Here is an 18,784-nt window from a genome sequence, read left to right on the forward strand (position 1 = left end):
TCGCAAAGGCGGACTTTGTTTTTGTAGCCGCGAATTCCATTTGTAGGGGCTAGGTGCAAAATATGTGTATACAGTGATAGCAAACGCATAAAATTGGGAAATTTAAGATTAATCTATTCAAATTTACGTACAAAAGTTTACATGAATTTTTTGGGCAGAGTCCCGTTAGCCTGGTTGCAGTTGACTCGTTATAAACTACGCCTAGTTGTAGCGATTTTAGGTATTGCTTTTGCAGCCATTCTGATTTTTATGCAGTTAGCCTTTTTAGATTCTCTTTATGACAGCCAAACAGCACTGCATAAACTTCTCAAAGCAGATTTGGTTTTAATCAACACTGATATGAAAACTTTGGCGAACACTGGAGATTTTTCCCGCCAATATTTATATCGCGCCCTCAATTTTCGGGAAGTTGAATCTGTAAATTATGTCTACCACGCACGAGATGATTTTCGCTATGGCAGTGTTCGTGGCGGCAAAGGCATTATTATTTTAGGGATTAACCCAGATAATGTTCCTTTTGAGATTGCAGACTTTCAGACAGTTGCTCATCTTTTAAAAGCTAGAGGTGTGGTTTTATTTGATCGCAACTCCGACTCTAAAGAATATGGCAGTATTTTCCAAGATTTGCGACCAGGAAAACCAATTGCGGCTGAAATTGCTGGTCATAAAGTTTGGATTAGTGGCTTAGTGAATTTTGCTGGTGCTTCTTTTGCTGATGATGGTAATTTGATTACCAGTAGTATGACTTTTAATTATCTATTTCCTCATCGTTCTTCTAATAATATTACCTTGGGTTTAGTGACTCTTAAACCAGGAGTAAATTCACAGGCGATCGCTCAACAAATCCGCGCTCAACTTCCCCGCAAAGTGCGGTTGATGACACGCCAAGAATTTATCGAATATGAAAAGCATTATTGGGCTACTAGTGCGCCAATTGGATTTGTCTTTACTACGGGAGTTTTTGTAGGTTTCTTAGTAGGAGTAATTATTGTCTATCAAATTCTTTATGGTGAAATTACCGACCATTTACCAGACTACGCCGTTCTCAAAGCCAGAGGCTATAAACATCGTTTCTTTTTAAATATTTTGTTTCAAGAAGCATTGATTTTGGCAGTCTTGGGTTACATTCCTGGTTTAATCATGTCTTTGGGATTATATGCCATTGTCAATGGTGCTACATCTTTACCGATGAATATGACATGGCCGCGAGCTTCGCTGGTACTGTTATTAACAATAATTATGTGCTTTACCTCTGGTTTCGTTAGTATGAATAAGCTCAGAGATTCTAATCCTGCTGACCTATTTTAAATTAGTAATTAACTGAATCATTGTGCTTAATCAAACTGTTATTTCTATTCAAAATCTCAATCACTTTTTTGGGGAAGCCACACTCAAAAAGCAGATTTTATTTGATATTAATCTCACCATTAAAGCCAAGGAATTTGTCATTTTAACTGGCCCTTCTGGGTCAGGAAAAAGCACATTGCTCAGTTTAATTGGTTGTCTGCGTTCCGTACAGCAAGGCAGTTTAAATATTTTAGGACAGGAACTCAACGGTGCAACCAAAGAGCAATTAGTCCAAATGCGCCGGAATTTTGGTTATATTACCCAATCTAGTAATTTACTCGATTTTTTAACAGTCCAGCAGAATATTCAAATGTCTTTGGAACTACAGCCGGATTTTTCTGTACAGGCGGCGCGGGCGAAAACAGTTGCTATTTTAGAATCTGTGGGATTAAGAGAAAAAATCGATGTTTATCCTAAAAATCTGTCTGGGGGACAAAAACAACGGGTAGCGATCGCTTGTGCTTTGGTAACTCAACCCAAGTTGGTACTCGCTGATGAACCAACAGCAGCACTGGATAAATCATCAGGACGTAATGTCGTCGCTTTAATGCACCGTTTAGCCAAAGAACACAACAGTGCTGTTCTCATGGTGACTCATGATCACCGCATCTTGGATTTGGCGGATCGGATTGTGCATGTGGAAGATGGCAAACTCGGTTTAGCTTTAAACCAAGAACTGTCTTTGATGTTACCGGGTTTTGATGAAGCCTTACTAGAAAAAGCCAACACTAAACCAACTGTGTTGACTTACGCATCAGAGGAAATCATTGTTCGCCAGGGAGAACCAGCCACGAAATTTTATATTCTGCTGGAAGGAGATGTAGAAGTTTTCCAAGATTTTCCGGATCAGCCAACTCGCCTATTAAATCGGCTGAGTCGCGGAGATTATTTTGGGGAAGTTGGTTTGCTACGGGGTGGAAAACGTACAGCAACAGTTCGTGTCACCAAAAACTCAGAAGTGAAAGTAATGGTGATTGAAGAAGAATTATTTCAGTTGTTCGTGAATAACTCAGAATTGACTAGTAATGATGTCGTGCGTCGTTTGCATCAACGGGTAATGACAAGTCATCTATCCAAAGCCTTACCCAATGTTGATCCATCGGAAATTGTGGCGATCGCTTCTCAATCTAAGGGAAGTCAATACAAAGCTAATTCTATTATTGTTCAACAAGGGGAATTTGGCGATCGCGTTTACTTGATATTAGAGGGAGAAGTGGAAATATCCGTGATTGATCAAGGGGAATCCAGAACAATTCAACTCAAATCGGGTGAACATTTTGGTAATGTACAATTTTTCGATGGTCAAAATTATCCTGTTAACTTGCGAGCCATAGCTTGTACTGACGTTGAATTAATGGCAATTAATCGAGACAGTTTTTGTAGTCTGATTTTAAAATCCAATACAAATTCCGATATCGTAGCTTCTGTACTCCACCATCAATTTCTCAACTTGTGATTTCAATTAATCTGAATTGATGCTCTAACTTGTAACTTATTCAATGTTCTCACCCTTTCACTGTCATCGGGATGAAGGCGAATTTTCACTTTGACGATTCTGACATCGGCTTTGGCAGTAGGATCATCATTAATGATTCCTGGCTGTTCAATTTGCAATCCAATGTGATCTACCTCTCCTTTAATTTCTCCAGTAAATCCACCGTATTCACTGACAATTGTTGCTTCCTGACCGATTTTTACATAATGAATATCACTTTCGTAAACTTCAGCAATCACATACATTTGTTGTGTTTGTCCAATATCGACAATCCCTTTACTACCTACAACTTCACCGACTCTGGTGTTAATATTTAAAATTTGACCAGCTATGGGTGCTTTCACATAAAGAGATTCCAAGTCAACTTTTGCTTTTTCTAATTGAGATAAAGACTCATTCAATTCTGCTTTGGCGACTGAAATATCTGTTGGTTTAACATGATCTAAACTATCTAGTGTTGCTTCCGCAGCTTTTACACGTTCCTTACCTGTACTAACTTGTTTGCGGAGAGTAGCTTTGGCTTCTTGCAATTTTTGTTTCTCAATCTCAACTTGTAAACGTCTCTTTTCTGTTTCAGCTACAGAAACCGCTCCTTTATCTAACAGATCCTTGTAGCGTTCATAGTCATCTTTGGTTTTGCGTAATTCAATTTCTTGACTAGCAATCACAGATTGTTGCACTTTGATATTTTCAGTTAATTCTGCTTGTGTTTCTGCAACTTTCATCCGTTGGGCTTCAATTTGTCCAGACTCCTCACCAGCTTGCACTTGCGCTAAACGCGATCGCGCCACATACACTTTTGCTCTGGCGTTTTCTACACTTGCTTGATATTGATTCAAATTATCCATGACTGCAATAATTTGGTCTGCACTCACTTGTTCACCTTCTTTTACCAACAGTTTCGCCAAACGTTGATTTGCGCCTGTCGCAGACAGATGAATAATGTCTCCTTGTGGTTCTAATATTCCTAAAGCTGCTACACGAACTATAGATTGTTGACTACTTGATGTTTCTTGTAATTTATTCTGATTTGTATTCCTTGATTGCCTATGTATAATCACAACAGCAAGAATACTAATCGCAGTAATGATAGACAAACCTATTGTAATTATTTGTAGCTTCGATATTGATTTATTTTGATTAAATTCCATTTTAACCATTGTTTTTTTAGGGAAATATTCTGTTATGAAATATCATGATTACAAACAAAATGATAAAATTATATTCCTTTTAAGGAGCATGAAATATAGCAGTATTGTTTAGTATATGAACAACACAGACAAAGGATATCAGACGTACAGGAAAGACAAAGGAGAGATATTTGGAAATCATTGAGGATTGCTGTAGATGTATAATTAATATGTTTACCCAGGTATTTCCCAGCTAAAAATATTACTTTGTAGGTTTGTAATTCTAGACATCAGGTTGACCGATTCTTATTTTCAGTTTTCCCTTAACAATGGCTTCTCTAACAATTATCTGGTAAAAGAATTTTGGCACGAGTTTAGTGGGGTAGTAGGTGTGTTGAGGCTAGGCTTTGGATTAGGGTTAGTTGGTGGGTATCAATAGGAGAGACTATGAAGCGTCGTTATCAAGTCATCATTGCAACTACTACTGGAACATTAGCCGCGATCGCTTTTGGCTATTTCGGAGTGCAAGCACTCGGCAAAGATACGATGTACAGCATCAGTGCGGGAATGTTTGGACTGGGGACGGGAGCTTCTGTGAGTCAAGTGGTAAGCAATAGAAAGCAGCGACGGACAGTAAGAACCTAATTAGAAAGTCAATAGCCAACAAAAATACCCCCTGGTTGATCAAACAGAGGGTGAAAAAATTTTGGATTTTATATTCAAATTCTAGGACAAGGCTTTTGCTAACGCTTCTCCAAGTTGTTTGAGGGCTTTTTCTTTGGCAAAATCTGCGGCGGAACGTGCTGATTCTGCAAGGATGGTATCTGTATTGGGAGTTAACTTTAATGCTCCACCAAGATACCCAAGAGCCTTGACGTAGTAATCAGACAGATTGGTAGAAGCTAAACGTTTAACAGTTTGGTGATCTCCATTTTGGAAAGCGGCTAAAGCTTGGCGATGTAATTCGGTTTCAGGAGTTCCTAAGACCTCCAGGATAGCGTTAATGGCTTGGTTGACTTTTTCTAAGGTGAGTTCCGATGACACGGCTTGCATTATTGTGATTTTTTTAACTACAGATTTATCTTAAATATGATCCGGTACTCAAAAATAAATTCAGTAGTTGCAATTTATCCCAAGCCAATTAAACAACCACAGTTTAATCACTCCATCTTTTTACTCCAGGTATTTCTAATACCAAATCCGCACCGTAAACGTTAGCTGGGGTTTGAAATCCTGGCGTGACTTCACCTTGAATGATGTGTTTAATCACTACTACAGCAGCTAAAGCCGTAAAATCGTAGGCTTCGGGGCCGATGAGTTTCGCTGTAACTTGACGACCAGATTCATCTTTTGCAATACCAACAACTCCAACTTTACCTTGAGCGCGTTCTGCCGCACTTGGCCCTTGTGGTAGTTGTTTAATTAAATTAGCTAAGGCGCTTTGAAAAAGAGATGAGTTAAATAACCAGCCTAAATACTGACTACTTTCCATCAGAAAGCTCACCGGGTTGGGAAAGACTGTGTAAGTTTCGATATTAGGAATATTTGTACTGTGGAATGCGGTAACAAGATCAGCACGCCAAGGGTTAGTTACGGCGGTGACTAAACCCGCACCAAAATCAACTTGAAGTTTTTGTTCTGCTGGTCGAGATGAAATTAGTTTACCTGCTTTGCGGACGACACCCATTTCATGTAAACTCGGCAAAACAGTATTAGCAGTTCCTTGAGAGACACCACCTTCAGTTTCATAGATTAAGGTGAGACTGTTGGCGGTTGGTAACTGAGATTTGAGGTAAACTGCAAGACAATCCGTCGGGACTACACCAAATCCAACACCAGGAAGCAGCATAATTCCTGCATTTTTTGCTTCGTCATTTCGTGCTGCTAAAGCCTGAAATTCGGGAACTTCGCCAGCAATATCTAAATAATGGGTGTGAGTTTGCAAGCAGACATCAACCAATGATTTGGCAGTTTTCGCAAAAGGCCCGGCACAATTGAGAACAACTGTAACATCTTGCAGAGATTGTGCGATCGCCTGCGCGTCATCCAAACTAAACACCCGAAAATCAAAGTTTAATTTCTCAGAAACTGATACCAATGCACCTTGATTTCTTCCAGCCAAAATTAACTCTACACCATGAATTTTTGCAGTTTCCGCTATTAGTTTCCCTGCATAGCCAGTTGCACCGTACAATAACACTTTTGCCGTCATAATTTTTACCAAATTAAATATTCATTACTCCCCCTTAGCCATAATTCATAAACATTCAAATCCCCCCTTTTTTAGGGGGGTTAGGGGGGATCTAAACTTAATTGGACTTAATTATTAACAACCTGTTGCCATAACTTAACTTCCGGTGGCTCTACCAAAAACTCCTCTGCTTTAGCCCCCAGCGCCCGAATATAAGGCTGTTGTAAATGTTGATCCAAAATTGCTTGATTAGCCCAATTTTCATGTAGTAAAAATACAGAAGGGTCTTCTATAGATTGATGTAAATCATAATTAATACATCCATCTTCCGCACGGGTGAGCGCAATTACAGGTTCAAATTCTTCTCTAAACCTATCTTCTAAACCCTGTTTGACTTTTAACCGAGCTGTGACTGTGACTTGTTGACTTGGCATGATAGATTCTCCTGTTTAATTAGACAAAAATAGGGAGTTAGAATAATAAAATTTTCACTACTCCCTACTCTCCACTCCCTTTTTAAGTATTGATACTGTTAATAATTTGGGAAGGTTTGAGGAAATTATACGGTATAGGACGAGTTTGATTTCTAATATCAATTTTTCGTTCTATATCATGTAAATTCTGTTGGAACTGCACAACTAATTCCTGTGCTAATGGGTCGGCAAATTCCTCATCATAATAACCTAATTTATCGTAATGGTAAGATGTTAAAATATGCGTCCACATTACTTGGTCAGCAGCTTGCTTAAATGGTGGCAATATCTTCATGATAGTTTGCATATCCACACCTTTACTTTCAGGAGTGGGATGATAAGCTGCATAAGGCATATTTGGTACGAAAGCCATGTATTCGTACTGGGAAAAATTTAAAGCAGAATGGAAAGGAGCGCAGGTAAAAACTACAACCGTAATAATTTGAATTAATTGGTCGATAGTTTCAATTTTGTCCGGCATTCCTTTAACCCGTCCACCATCTTGAGCAACTAATTCTCTTGCCCAATTTTGCAATTCATAATCTTCGCTTAAGTCTTGGGAAGTTTTGTAATAAAGTTGCAAATAATCTGTGACAAATTTATGAATGGCATTCCAAATCAACATCCCATCATCCCGGAACGGAAAATGTGGTAATACATCTGGGTCATCCATGTTTTGACTTTTCATTAATGTCGGGAAGACAAATTTATCAACACTCCATTCTTGGTAAGTTTTGACGACAAAAGTTAATGATTCTTCTAAAGAACCAGCCATAAATTCATCGACTGGGCCACCTGGCTGTAAGAAATGAGTGCGTCCCAAATCGTTATCAAATAACATGAACCGGAAATGTGGTTTTAGTAGTAAAGCAATGGGATGATTTGCGGCTAATTGGCGTGCTGTGGCAATACAAAAAGGAGCCATAACAGCATGAGTATAGGCAAAATGACTACCTAATTCTTGATGGTTGCCGTCAGCAATCTGTACAGAAGTTTTTGCTAAAAACCAATCTAGATAAGGGTCATCGGGAGTGTAAATCAATCCATCTGTCCCAGCATCATTATTTAATTTAATCGCCACTGGATGGAGCGAACCACCATTTGCTACACCATTGCTCTGCCAGTAAAATAAAGCTTGAGGCTTAGGTAAATACTTTCTCACATTTTGAGAAGTTCCACCTTTAATATCAAAAAGTGCAGGATAATCTAATAGATAAAGTTTACCTTCTTTGAGAGCCGCTTCCAAGTTACTTTCTGTCCCGACAGATTTTTGAAAATGGGCATTTGTGATGCCTAGATTTGCTGGTAAACTATCAATTCTCCGAATTGCTAAAGGGTTAGCACCTGATAATCTTTGCTCGGCAAAACATGAATCGGTCTTATAATTGTTCATCACTGCTGGTTTAGGTAGCAGTGTCAACAGTTCTTCGTATTCTTCTAATTCATCTAAAGGATCAAGAAAATTTCTGGCTTTGGCAGCTAACATATTTGGTGCTAAATTTGCCATGCTGGCGAGGCGTTTAGCTGTATATTCTGCCGAAAATAGTTCTTGATGGGGGACTTTATCAATAACAGGAATAGGAGCTAAATAATCATGATTAAATTTATAATCTTCTCGATTTTTTACTAGCTCATCTTTACGGATGTTTGGGTTAGGGTCTACCTGGGGTAAGTATGGTTTCATGATAGTTTTTAAGGAGAAAAAAGAGAAAAGGGAGACGAGGATGACAAGGGTGAAAAGGGAGATAAGGTAGAGAGATGTTTATTATGTTTTGCTGGGCTTTGCCCAGCTAATGAATATAGGACTTACGCAAGAAGTCTCTCAAACTTTTATAACTTTGTGTCCTTTGCGCCCTTTGCGGTTCGTTTTTTCATAATTTTGCGTAAGTCTTGGAATAATTACGAATTATTATTTAGACTTGGAGAGGTCAGGAAACTAAACCAGATGTGGGAGTTTCTTGTTGGACAACATTAATGATTTCTTGAGTTACTTTGTTGTTGCGCCAGTAGCTACCATGTGCGTCGCCACCAGAAAGCAAGGGTAAAAGTGTTTGTGCAAGAGGGATTTCTAACCATCCGGCGTTGTGGGTGGGGATATCTTGAATATCTAAGTATTTGGTATTGCCATCCACTAAATCGATCATCAGTTTTTGAAGTGGGTAAGCAATTGGATCACCAGGATGAAGATAATTGCGCCAAGGTAGTTTTTTACCTCTGCGTAATTCTTGTAAACACTCTAAAAATTTTTGCAGGTTGGGTGTAATATCGTGGCTACTGGGTGAATCGGTACTGTCTTTACCGGGGTTGATATTGGTCAAGCTAAAGATGGCTACAGGTGAACCGAGGGTATGAATACTCGCAATGGGAATACCTTGACGACGATCGCTATTTTTTCCAGCTACACCAAAAATGCTATCGCGGATAGCCATCACATCATCTTTACCTGGTGCTTTATCTTCATCCCAACGGCTAGCAAACAAGATATCAAACAAAATCACTGTTCCCCAACTGTGGCTGACTATGTGTAGACGATCATCTGTTTGGGCTTGATGTAACCCATTGGCGATCGCTTGAGTTTTCATTCGGTTGACAACTTTTGCACCGACATGACGGCTAATATAAAGTGCAGCATCACCAGCAAAGGGAATAATTTGCTTTTCTCGAAATTCTTTAAACCACACATCTTTCCAATAAGGTGAGACTCGAAGTTGTCCTAGAAGTTTATTTTCTAGTTCTTCATTCACATCACCCCAGTAAAGAGCGATTTTTTTGAGATTCCGTTGGCGATCGCTTGCACTTTTTCTCAGACGTTCAAACAGTTCATCGGCGTATTTATCGTTGCGAATACTTACACCATGAATAAACAACACATAGTCTGTAGCCATTACAATACCCCTTTTCTGCAAGTTTGATTGAAACGACGATGCTGTTCATGTCTACAAAGTTTTTAAGTATTCAATCAGTGCTTTTTTATCGTCACTGGGCAAATCAGTGCCATAAGTATGTCCCTGATTGGAATTAGCAGCAACGGTCGTATCATATTTAAAACCTACACGTTTAGCTTCTTCTCCTTCGGAAATAAAGCCAACTCTTTGCGAATCGTAAACATCGTATCCCCGATAAAAGGTTTTGGGACGATTCTCTGGTTTTGCTAACAAATCTTGCAGAGATGGAACGGAACCGTTATGCAAATATGGCGCTCTAATCCACAGTCCATCCAAAGATACAGCCACATAGCCATCAGTTTTTCGTAATTGGCTGAAGTCCCAAGGGTAGCCATCACCAAAGTGATTGTAGGTGTCGGCTGCTTGCTGCGTCCACATATCTAAACGATGGCGGTCTGTTCCCACTTCTTCTACAGGAATTACTGTACCTGTTCTTTCACCACCAAAGGCGTGACAAGATGCACAGTTGTTAGCAAAAATTTGACTCCCTTGCGTCGCCAATTTCTCATCCACCGGGAAAGGATATTTAGGTGGCGAGAGTTGGGTAATATAGTCTTCTACTCGTTGCAAATCAGCCACAGGTAAAGAATCTTTGGTTGCACCATCACCAATTGCGCCTGTTTGCACAGTTTCTTTGAGTGAAGTTTCTAAACCATCCCAATGTAAAGCAAATCCCTTGTGTAGTTTCTGATTCCAAATTGGCATCATATCGGAGTTACCGATAGTGTCATCTTTGGGCAGTTTTAAGGTGTTAAATTTCACCGGGTTAAATGGATCAATTCGACCAGGCCCCCAGTCGGGACGAGAATCCATCCAAGCAAAATCGGTGCTTTGTTGTAGCAAGGCTTTTTTAGTTTGGGGAATAATCAAAAACCGATAAAGTAAGTTTTCTATCCAAGAAAACTCATGATTATATTTGATTTCGTCCAAAATATAGTCGGCGGTAAATCTGGGGTCGCTGGCGGCTGCACCCAAAAAGCGCACATAAGCTTGGGAATTGAATTTGTTAGAAGGCCCAGCCGGAAAAATATGAGGTTTTTCTAGGGGACTGGTTCTATAGGTAGCAGTATGACAAACCGCACAAGTAATCCCCACACGAGGAAAACCAATGGTTTTTTTCGTAAAACCAACAGGGGTTTCTTTGCCTTCTTCCCAAGTAATCCCTAAAGAAGTGTAACCGCCTGGCCCTGGTAATTTATCAGGAAAGATGCGGGGTAAAACTAACCAAATCCAATAAGGTATCCCTTGGGCTGGTTCTGTACCAATGGAACCATATTTAAAATGTTCTTCTGGTGATTCGTAGGTAAGCGGCACATCCCGAAATAAATGATACCAAGCTATGTAGCCTACGCCCCCGACTAACAACACAAAAACTAAAGCAATGCTGGCGAGAATCCTGCCTAATTTCTCTTTAAATATTTTCATAAAATTACATTGCTCCTTGGTAGAAATTAGGAGAATTGTTTGGCTGGTTCTTTGGCGATCGCCTCAGCATTTTCACTCCGCGTAGCTAGAGTTAAGAAAATTGCTTCTACTACACCAAAAAATAAGTCTACAAAGGCAATCGATAAAAAGCCTTTATCTTGCCCAAAAAACAACACGGCACAAATAAAGAATGTCGAACCAAAAGCTCTAGATGGAAATATTGATATCCAAGCAGTTGCCCGATAGCGATTAGGATCAATTGCACCTGGAATGTAAAAGGCACTAATAATAAATAACAGCATTCCCGCCGTTCTTACCCAGATAATGGGGTCTGGTTGGTGCATCTTTAAAAACCACAACATCAACTCTGGAAAGAAGCATGAGGGAATCACAAACAACATATTGACAATAATTCCCAACCAAGTTACACGGCTAAACCACTTTGCGTATATATTCATGATTAGTTCCTAATTTATAGTTGCTTCATGTACTCAACCAACGCATCTTTATCTGTTGGTGAGAGTTCAGTTCCATATACATGGCCGCTGTTGCTGTTTCCAGGTTTGGTCGTATCAAATTTAAAATATTGCTTGCCGTTTTCCTCAGCAACAGTTGACACAAACCCAACTTTTTCGCGGTCAATTACGTCGTAACCCCGATAAAATTCTTTGGGTCGATTCTCTGGTTTTTCTAGCAAATCTCGCAAAGTGGGGACTGAACCATTATGTAAATAAGGGCCGCGTAACCAAATACCATCTAGAGGTGAATTAGCATAGCCATTAGTTTTGCGGAAATTGTTAAACCGCCAAGGATAGCCTGCATACAAAGTATTTTGGTTAGATAAAGTTTCGTAGGTAAAGGAATTTAGGCGATGGGGATCTGTACCAATTTCTTGTATGGGTACCACTTTACCTACATATTTTCCGTCAAAGGCATGGCAACTAGCGCAATTATTGGCAAACAGCTTTTCTCCGGTAGCAGCTAAATTTTGATTAACTGGATAGGGATATTCGGGTGCTGGTAATTCCAATAACCAATCTGCTACTCGTTGAATTCTATTTAAATCAATTGTGGTGGGCGTAACGCCTGCACCTAAAGCGGCACTTTTGTTACGTTCATCAACAGAACTATTATTTCCATCCCAGTGTAATTCCATGCCTTTGCGTAGTTCTTGATTCCAAATGGAAGGGAAATCGGATGTGCCGATTAATTCATCCTTACGCAATTTATCCATTGGGAAATGAAATTGAATCGCTTTATAAGGATTGAATGTATCGACTCTACCCGGCCCCCACTTTGGTTGATCATCAATAAATTTCAGGCGACTTCTTTGATTAATTAGTGCGTCGCGGGTTTGGGGAATGGCAATAAACTGATAAACTAGCTTTTCGATTGGGTTCAAACCGCCACTAATTTTTTCAATTTCTGGCAGCATTCGGTTGGCAGTAAAGCGCGAATCGATCGCTATATCTGATAAAAATTTAATGTATCCCTGCAAGTTGACGACATTAGCAGGCATAGCTGTGATAATTTGGCGATCGCTATTTGGTGTATCACGCAGTGTCCCGGTATGGCACACCGCACAATTCAAGCCAACACGGTTAATAAACACCCGCCTTTGCGAAAACCCAATGGGTAAATCTTTTCCCTGTTCTTGAATAAATCCCAAGGAAGTGTAACCTTTATCGGGCAATTTATCAGGAAATAATTCTGGCAGAACTTTCCATATCCAGTAAGGAACTCCATTGACCGCCTCACTACCAATGGAACCATACTTAAAATGTTCTTGGATATCAGCATAATCAACTGGGGAGTTAGATATGGCAGGCCAAATTAAAAATACAACTACTGCAACCACTCCCAAAATTGCAGCCACAATCCACTTAAAAACCGCTTTCGTTCCCTTAACAACGGTGGGAACTAGTGTAGGGCTTGTTTGAGTCATGACGATATTACTCTCTGGTTAATAGTCAAGAGTCAATGGTCAAATTTAAAAGGCAACAGGTAACAGGGAAAAGAAGGAGCATCCAAAAAAAAGATACAAGTTCCTTAATTTATGAATGGATAAAAATCAAACATTTGCAACGAGATGGCGAAGCCACTCAGTTTCAATACATCCTGTTGCCTGTTGCCCGTTCCCTGTTACCTTTTAAAAATTAAATATGTAATGCTGGAACCTCTGCGTCATGTTTTGCCGACTCATCACTATGAAAGACTGACATAACTTCTGTCATCATCGCTTCATAATCATTATCAAAGCGACTGAGTTCATAACAACCCAAGGGATTTTCAATGACATTGAGTAGACATTTATTGCAATAAGTACATGGTCTATCGGGTAAGTCTTTGCCTTGTTGCAATTGTTTTGGTAAATCGTTATTGGCAATCAATTGTCGAGCGATTGTTACACCATCACAATAGCCTTCTTCAATGGCTTTACGAATAAATGAACCTTGTTGAAAACCACCAGTACACAAAACCGGAATATTAACGGCTTGTTTAATTGCTTGGGATGAAAGTAAGTTTCTGCCTTGGTTTTCTGCTAATAGTTTTCTCATTTCATCATCGGCAACATAATCACCAGTAAATGCTGGCGGTGGGAGTTGTTTCTTCACCCGATTCCACAAGAATTTGAAAATTGGCCGTAGCAGTTTGTAACGGAATAAGATGTAGTTGCGAATTGTTTGATTCCCACTGGAAAGCATTGTGTCATAAGTTTTAGTGATGATATCAAAGTTAAAATCACCAATGGGGTTAAGTGGGTGAGGGAATAAACTACCGACTGATACGTGAACAGCATCAGCGCCGGCTGCTTCTGCCCATTTACAAATTTGTACAGATTCTTCTAAAGTATTTCCAGGTTTTTCACAAGGAATTACAGCATCGTTGTAATCAATGGCACTAATTTTAAATTGTAAATGGAAATCATTGCCAACTTCTTGCCGAATTGCTCGAATTACATCTAGTAAAAACCGCGCCCGATTTTCGAGTGAACCACCATATTCGTCGGTGCGATCGTTAATTCCTGAACTGAGAAATTGGTTAAATAAATAACCATTAGCACTGTGTAATTCTACACCATCTAAACCAGCTAAACGCGCCCTTCTTGCTCCATCAGCAAACATTTGGATGGTTTCTTTAATTTCTTTCAAGGTCATTGCTTGGCAACGTAAACCGTGAAATGATTCAGTATTACTGGTAGAACTTAATCCTTTTAAACCATCGTTTTCTACACCACCAATGTCTTGCTGTCTTCCTGAATGACTGAGTTGTAGAATTAATTTACAGTCGTATTCATGGACTTTTTCACCTACTTTGTGCCAAAAAGGAATTCTGTCATCGCAGTGAATTGTGGCATAGTTAGGCATAATCCGGCCGCGAATTGCTACAGGTACAAATGAAGTAATAATCGCGCCAACTCCACCACGGGCAAATTTTTCTTCCCAGTTAATCCTGGCTTGAGTACCTGAACCATCGTAGTTATCCCATCTACCGGATATACTGGAGCGAAAAATCCGGTTTTTGACTGTGAGATTCCGAAATTGCAATGGCTTAAAGATAATATCGTTTTCCATACTCTCCCCCCCTGTCTGCAATAGAATCAAGTATCAAAATTATTAAGTAATCAAAAACTACCCAGATAACTACCATTGATAGATACTCTGGGGCTTTGTTTGAAATACTTACAAGTTCAAGATTGAGTTTTTCGGATGTGAGGACAAAGATTAAGTTTTTGTTACTTAGTTTTCTACCCAAATATTCAACTAAAGGCTTACCAGTTAAAGGTTAAGCAATTAAATCAGAATTTTTTATGATTGAGTAAAACTAGCATCCTCAACAAAACAAATCTTAAGAAATCCTGTTTTTGATGCTAAGGTTAACGCAACATTAATACACGCTCCCAAACATAATTTGTTACAAAATTAACCTATTCTAAAATCTCGCTTACACGATAACAAATGATATTTATGATGCCAGGATAAATTTACATTTTTTAAATAAATCAGTTGACAAAATAGCGGTTTTTTTAGTGACGTTTGGCTAATTTGTGTAGTAACTTCATATATGACCGTGCCTAAAATTAAGGTGCAATATTCTTGATTTGCCATTTGCCAAAAATATCTGAAGGATAAATCAGGAAATTGGCGAATTAATGGTGAAGCTTTGCTATTAAGATGCACCTGATTAGGCTTAGGTGTTACTCATAGAGAGTTATATGAATAAAATACGCCTACTGTGGAAGGGCTGTTTGGTGGTTGGCGCTGCGATCGCAATGATCATTTGCGGTTGGTACGGTACCCCAACAGCTTTAGCTGGTGAGTATGGTGAAACACCTGCTCCTATCTCTAAAGAGTATAATGATGCGGGTTATGCTGATAACTGCGATGGTATCGGATATCTCCCGCCATATACTAAAGAAAATCTCACCGAAGCTGAAAAAAGAGGTCGTTGTACTTGGTATTTATGGACTGGTGGTAATGGTGAATACTATCGGGACATTGCCAAGCGTACTCATGGCAATGTTGACTTACTCCAGCTAATTGACTCGAAGTACCATGACGAGCGTTTGAAACTATTTGGTGCAATCAACGACCCTGGATGTGAAAAAGCAACAGAACCAGATGAATATGGGTTGTTGTTGGATAAGTGTAAAGACCCTCTGTCTACTGGTGTGATTGGGTTACGCAAGTTCCCCAACCCCAAGTTTGAACCAGCAAAATGGGATGCTAAAAAATACGTCAAGGATGTATCAATTGAGCCTCCATATCTAATTGGACAGTCTTGCGCTATTTGTCACGTTGCTTTAGACCCACTGAACCCGCCCAAAGATAAAGAACACCCCCAATGGGAAAACCTCGTTCCAGCTTTGGGTAATCAATACATTAAGGAAGCTGCATTATTTTCGCTCAAACTCAGGGATGATAGTTTCATCAAACAAGTCTTGATGGCACAACGTCCCGGCACATCTGACACCTCAAGAATTGCTACAGATCATATTAATAATCCCAATGCGATTAATGCCATTTTTAATTTAGGCGATCGCCCCACATATCCCGAAGTGATGAACGATGGTTCCACTAAAAATGTTAATCACATTCTCAAAGATGGTGCAGACTCCACAGGTGTAGCTACTGCTTCTTTACGTGTGTACGTCAACATTGGGATGTGTGGTGACTATTGGTTAACCCTACACGAAGCCATGTTAGGCCGAACTCCCCAACGTCCTTTTGATATTGAAACCGCCAGAAAAAATTGCGAAGGTTGGAGACAAACAGAAGCACGGATGGCTGATGCAGAAGCATTCCTCAAAACTATCAAACCGATGCACCTCAAAGATGCACCCGGTGGTGACGCTTTCTTAACCAAAGATGAAAAGGTTATCGAACGCGGCAAGATAGTTTTTGCTGATACCTGTGCATCGTGTCACTCTAGTAAAAAGCCACCTGCTGAAATTGCGGCTGACCCCGAACAAGCTAAGAAATGGTACGAAGAATCAGTACTCAGTAGCAATTTCCTCGACCACAACTTTTTATCGGATGACCAACGCTACCCAGTCACACTGCTTGGTACTAACATTTCTCGTTCTTTAGGAACCAACGCGACTAAAGGCCATATTTGGGATCAGTTCTCTTCTAAAACTTATAAAGAACTACCTTCTCCTGGTCAATTAACGCTGTCTAATCCCTTCGACGAAGCCAAACCAATTAATTTCCAAATACCAGCAGGCGGCTTAGGATATTACCGCACACCTTCACTCATTAGTGTTTGGGCAACTGCACCATTTCTCCATAACAACACTTTAGGTTTATATAACGAAGATCCTTCTGTGAAAGGTCGGTTAGAAGCCTATAACGATGGGATGGAAAAACTGCTGTGGCCAGAAAAACGGGAAAACATTATCAGCAGAACTGACCGCAAAAGTAAATTAGATTTGCCCCCAGGAGATCCCAATCCGAGATTGCGTTTACCTGTACCTAAAGGTATGCCTGTAAACTTGTTGGCAAACGTCAATATGAGAGAGGCAATTACTTCTCTCAATCTGGGTAACTTATTCCAAGACTTAAGACCAGAAGGTGGCATCAAAGGTAAACTCGCCCGTGTATTATTGAGAGCGAATAAATCTCCTGACTTTATTGAAGACAGAGGTCATACTTTTGGTTCCGATTTGTCTGATGAAGACAAAAAAGCACTCATCGAGTTTGTGAAAACTTTCTAAACAACTCGTCAGAATGCTTGGTCTTTAAATAATCGTTCCTAAGTAGTACTTAGGAACGATAAATATTTGGAATAAGAGTCAAAAATGAATGATTCTTATATAAATAAATGACCAACAATAAATAACTAATATGGAGGAAATAAATGCAGTATTTACCAATTATTTATGTGCGTGGCTATGCAGGTACAGATAAAGATGTTGACCAAACGGTAAATGATCCATTTTACGGATTTAATAGTGGTTCAACTCATATTCGTGTGGGAGAAAAAGGTACTCCAGAAAAGTTCTTTTTTGAAAGTCCTTTGTTGCGTTTGATGACTGACCACGGCTATCGTCCCGTGTTTGATAATAAGCAGTTGAGCAGTAATATCAAAACAATTTGGATTTATCGATTTTATGATATGACTTCACCGAGTTTTGGTGAGGAGAAAACTGTCAGACTAGAAATGGAGGAAATTGCTGAAGGTTTACGAGATTTAATTAATGTTGTAAAAAAAGAAAGTGGCGCAAACAAAGTTTATTTAATTGCTCATTCAATGGGTGGTCTGGTTTGTCGGAGTTTAATTCAGAAAATTTATCCGGATCATGGTGAAAAAGCTGAAGACCATATTGATAAATTATTTACTTATGGTACACCACATGGCGGAATTTATTTTCAAGTCGGAAGCGGGTTAATTGAAGGTATCAGAGATACTTTAAAATGGAATAATTCTGATGATTTTGGCCTGCAAAGAATGTACGAATATTTCACTCCAAAAGTGAAATTAATGCCAGAATTACCCCAAAATTTTGATACTCAAAGTCTAGATAATGCTTTTTCACCAGACAGGGTTTTTTGTATTATTGGTACAAATGCGCGTGATTATGAAAATGCTGCTGGCTTTTCACAAAAGGCTGTAGGGCCGCAGAGTGATGGTTTAGTTCAAATAGAAAAAGCTTATGTTAGAGGGGCGCATCGCGCTTATATTCATCGGACTCATGGCGGCCGCTATGGAATGGTGAATTCAGAAGAAGCTTATCAAAATCTACAAAGATTTTTATTTGGTGATATCAAGGTAAAGCTGTCTCTAAGTAATGTAGAATTGAGCGATCGCCAAAATACTTTTTATCAAATGGAAGTCCGGGTGGCTTTACGTGGTCTTCCTACTCCCATACATGAACAAGCCATTGACCGTTATTGTCCAATCACAGTGGAATTAATGCGGGATAAGCCTTTACCATTGTTTACGGCTTTCTTAATTCCCCGTTATGCAGTTCATAGTGATAATACTTGTAGATATGCAATTCGTTTGGCTTTGCATTCTTTTACAAAAAAAAGAAAGAGACTGGTTGTTTGATAGCCACATTGACCAGTTACCTTTATGGTCTGATTATTTAATTGTGGATGTTACAGCAAAAGATAATATATACAAAGCGAAATATTGTTGGAATTCTGAAAGTTTAGAACCAAATATTGACTTAAGTTTAGGTACTGATATTCTCTTACCGCAACGCGGCCGAGATGTTGTTGGTGTAAAATCAGCTATCAAGTTGGAAATTTCGCAATGGCAATAATTTTATT

17 protein-coding genes and 1 pseudogene are annotated in these 18,784 nt (G+C 39.4%); 8 read left to right on the top strand and 10 right to left on the bottom strand.

The features are described from left to right. Positions 1 to 141: 141 nt before the first annotated feature. The 3 genes and pseudogenes from devC (at position 142) to ACX27_RS33820 (ending at position 2,803) form a co-directional block, all read left to right on the top strand. Positions 142 to 1,308, top strand: coding sequence for an ABC transporter permease DevC (gene devC, locus ACX27_RS13835; RefSeq protein WP_062293344.1), 1,167 nt, complete (start codon positions 142 to 144; stop codon positions 1,306 to 1,308). Positions 1,309 to 1,327: 19 nt separating this feature from the next. Beyond that, positions 1,328 to 2,002: pseudogene (locus tag ACX27_RS33815) on the top strand (DevA family ABC transporter ATP-binding protein); the annotation flags it as partial. A gap of 30 nt (positions 2,003 to 2,032) precedes the next feature. Next, entirely contained in the window at positions 2,033 to 2,803 is a 771-nt protein-coding gene (locus ACX27_RS33820; protein ID WP_235526669.1) for a cyclic nucleotide-binding domain-containing protein, read from the top strand. A 2-nt stretch (positions 2,804 to 2,805) separates the two neighbouring features. On the opposite strand, the gene ACX27_RS13845 is transcribed toward ACX27_RS33820, so the two are convergent. Further along, on the bottom strand, positions 2,806 to 4,002 hold the full coding sequence (locus ACX27_RS13845; RefSeq protein ID WP_062293347.1) for an efflux RND transporter periplasmic adaptor subunit: 1,197 nt from the start codon (positions 4,000 to 4,002) through the stop codon (positions 2,806 to 2,808). Between the two features lie 417 nt (positions 4,003 to 4,419). Here ACX27_RS13845 and ACX27_RS13850 point away from each other — a divergent pair, with 417 nt between their 5' ends. After that, on the top strand, positions 4,420 to 4,617 hold the full coding sequence (locus tag ACX27_RS13850; RefSeq protein WP_062293348.1) for a hypothetical protein: 198 nt from the start codon (positions 4,420 to 4,422) through the stop codon (positions 4,615 to 4,617). Between the two features lie 81 nt (positions 4,618 to 4,698). Here ACX27_RS13850 and ACX27_RS13855 read toward each other — a convergent pair whose 3' ends face one another. The 8 genes from ACX27_RS13855 to ACX27_RS13890 all read right to left on the bottom strand — a co-directional run bounded on the left by ACX27_RS13855 (position 4,699) and on the right by ACX27_RS13890 (position 12,951). Further along, positions 4,699 to 5,025 (bottom strand): hypothetical protein, encoded by a 327-nt coding sequence (locus tag ACX27_RS13855; protein ID WP_200929944.1) that lies wholly within the window; start codon positions 5,023 to 5,025, stop codon positions 4,699 to 4,701. A gap of 103 nt (positions 5,026 to 5,128) precedes the next feature. Further along, complete coding sequence (locus ACX27_RS13860; RefSeq protein WP_062293351.1) at positions 5,129 to 6,184, bottom strand: saccharopine dehydrogenase family protein; 1,056 nt, start codon at positions 6,182 to 6,184, stop codon at positions 5,129 to 5,131. 107 nt (positions 6,185 to 6,291) lie between these two features. Next, positions 6,292 to 6,597, bottom strand: a complete 306-nt coding sequence (locus tag ACX27_RS13865; RefSeq protein ID WP_062293353.1) for a putative quinol monooxygenase — start codon at positions 6,595 to 6,597, stop codon at positions 6,292 to 6,294. Positions 6,598 to 6,679: 82 nt separating this feature from the next. Then, positions 6,680 to 8,320, bottom strand: a complete 1,641-nt coding sequence (locus ACX27_RS13870; RefSeq protein ID WP_062293357.1) for a lipoxygenase family protein — start codon at positions 8,318 to 8,320, stop codon at positions 6,680 to 6,682. 244 nt (positions 8,321 to 8,564) lie between these two features. Continuing rightward, a complete protein-coding gene (locus tag ACX27_RS13875) occupies positions 8,565 to 9,521 on the bottom strand; it encodes a hypothetical protein (protein WP_062293360.1) in 957 nt (318 codons plus the stop codon). A 51-nt stretch (positions 9,522 to 9,572) separates the two neighbouring features. Continuing rightward, positions 9,573 to 11,006, bottom strand: coding sequence for a c-type cytochrome (locus ACX27_RS13880; protein ID WP_062293363.1), 1,434 nt, complete (start codon positions 11,004 to 11,006; stop codon positions 9,573 to 9,575). Positions 11,007 to 11,032: 26 nt separating this feature from the next. Then, positions 11,033 to 11,464: a hypothetical protein gene (locus ACX27_RS13885; RefSeq protein WP_062293366.1), complete on the bottom strand. Its 432-nt coding sequence runs from the start codon at positions 11,462 to 11,464 to the stop codon at positions 11,033 to 11,035. Between the two features lie 14 nt (positions 11,465 to 11,478). Then, complete coding sequence (locus ACX27_RS13890; RefSeq protein WP_062293369.1) at positions 11,479 to 12,951, bottom strand: c-type cytochrome; 1,473 nt, start codon at positions 12,949 to 12,951, stop codon at positions 11,479 to 11,481. Positions 12,952 to 12,986: 35 nt separating this feature from the next. Here ACX27_RS13890 and ACX27_RS13895 point away from each other — a divergent pair, with 35 nt between their 5' ends. Beyond that, positions 12,987 to 13,166 (top strand): hypothetical protein, encoded by a 180-nt coding sequence (locus ACX27_RS13895; RefSeq protein ID WP_062293373.1) that lies wholly within the window; start codon positions 12,987 to 12,989, stop codon positions 13,164 to 13,166. Here ACX27_RS13895 and ACX27_RS13900 read toward each other — a convergent pair. Beyond that, positions 13,163 to 14,581, bottom strand: coding sequence for an NADH:flavin oxidoreductase (locus ACX27_RS13900; protein ID WP_062293376.1), 1,419 nt, complete (start codon positions 14,579 to 14,581; stop codon positions 13,163 to 13,165). The two genes, ACX27_RS13895 and ACX27_RS13900, sit on opposite strands and share 4 nt — an antisense overlap. Before the next feature lie 641 nt (positions 14,582 to 15,222). Here ACX27_RS13900 and ACX27_RS13905 point away from each other — a divergent pair. From ACX27_RS13905 to ACX27_RS33825, 3 genes are all read left to right on the top strand, one after another. Next, positions 15,223 to 17,223 carry a hypothetical protein gene (locus ACX27_RS13905; RefSeq protein WP_062293378.1) on the top strand — a complete coding sequence of 667 codons (2,001 nt, stop codon included), beginning with the start codon at positions 15,223 to 15,225 and terminating at the stop codon, positions 17,221 to 17,223. Between the two features lie 143 nt (positions 17,224 to 17,366). After that, positions 17,367 to 18,560 carry an alpha/beta hydrolase gene (locus ACX27_RS13910; RefSeq protein WP_235526632.1) on the top strand — a complete coding sequence of 398 codons (1,194 nt, stop codon included), beginning with the start codon at positions 17,367 to 17,369 and terminating at the stop codon, positions 18,558 to 18,560. Continuing rightward, entirely contained in the window at positions 18,553 to 18,777 is a 225-nt protein-coding gene (locus ACX27_RS33825) for a hypothetical protein (protein WP_235526633.1), read from the top strand. Before ACX27_RS13910 ends, ACX27_RS33825 begins: the two co-directional genes overlap by 8 nt. The last annotated feature ends 7 nt before the right edge of the window (positions 18,778 to 18,784 follow it).

The sequence above is a fragment of the Nostoc piscinale CENA21 genome (genome assembly GCF_001298445.1).
In the GTDB taxonomy this organism is placed as follows: Bacteria; Cyanobacteriota; Cyanobacteriia; order Cyanobacteriales; family Nostocaceae; genus Nostoc_B; species Nostoc_B piscinale_A.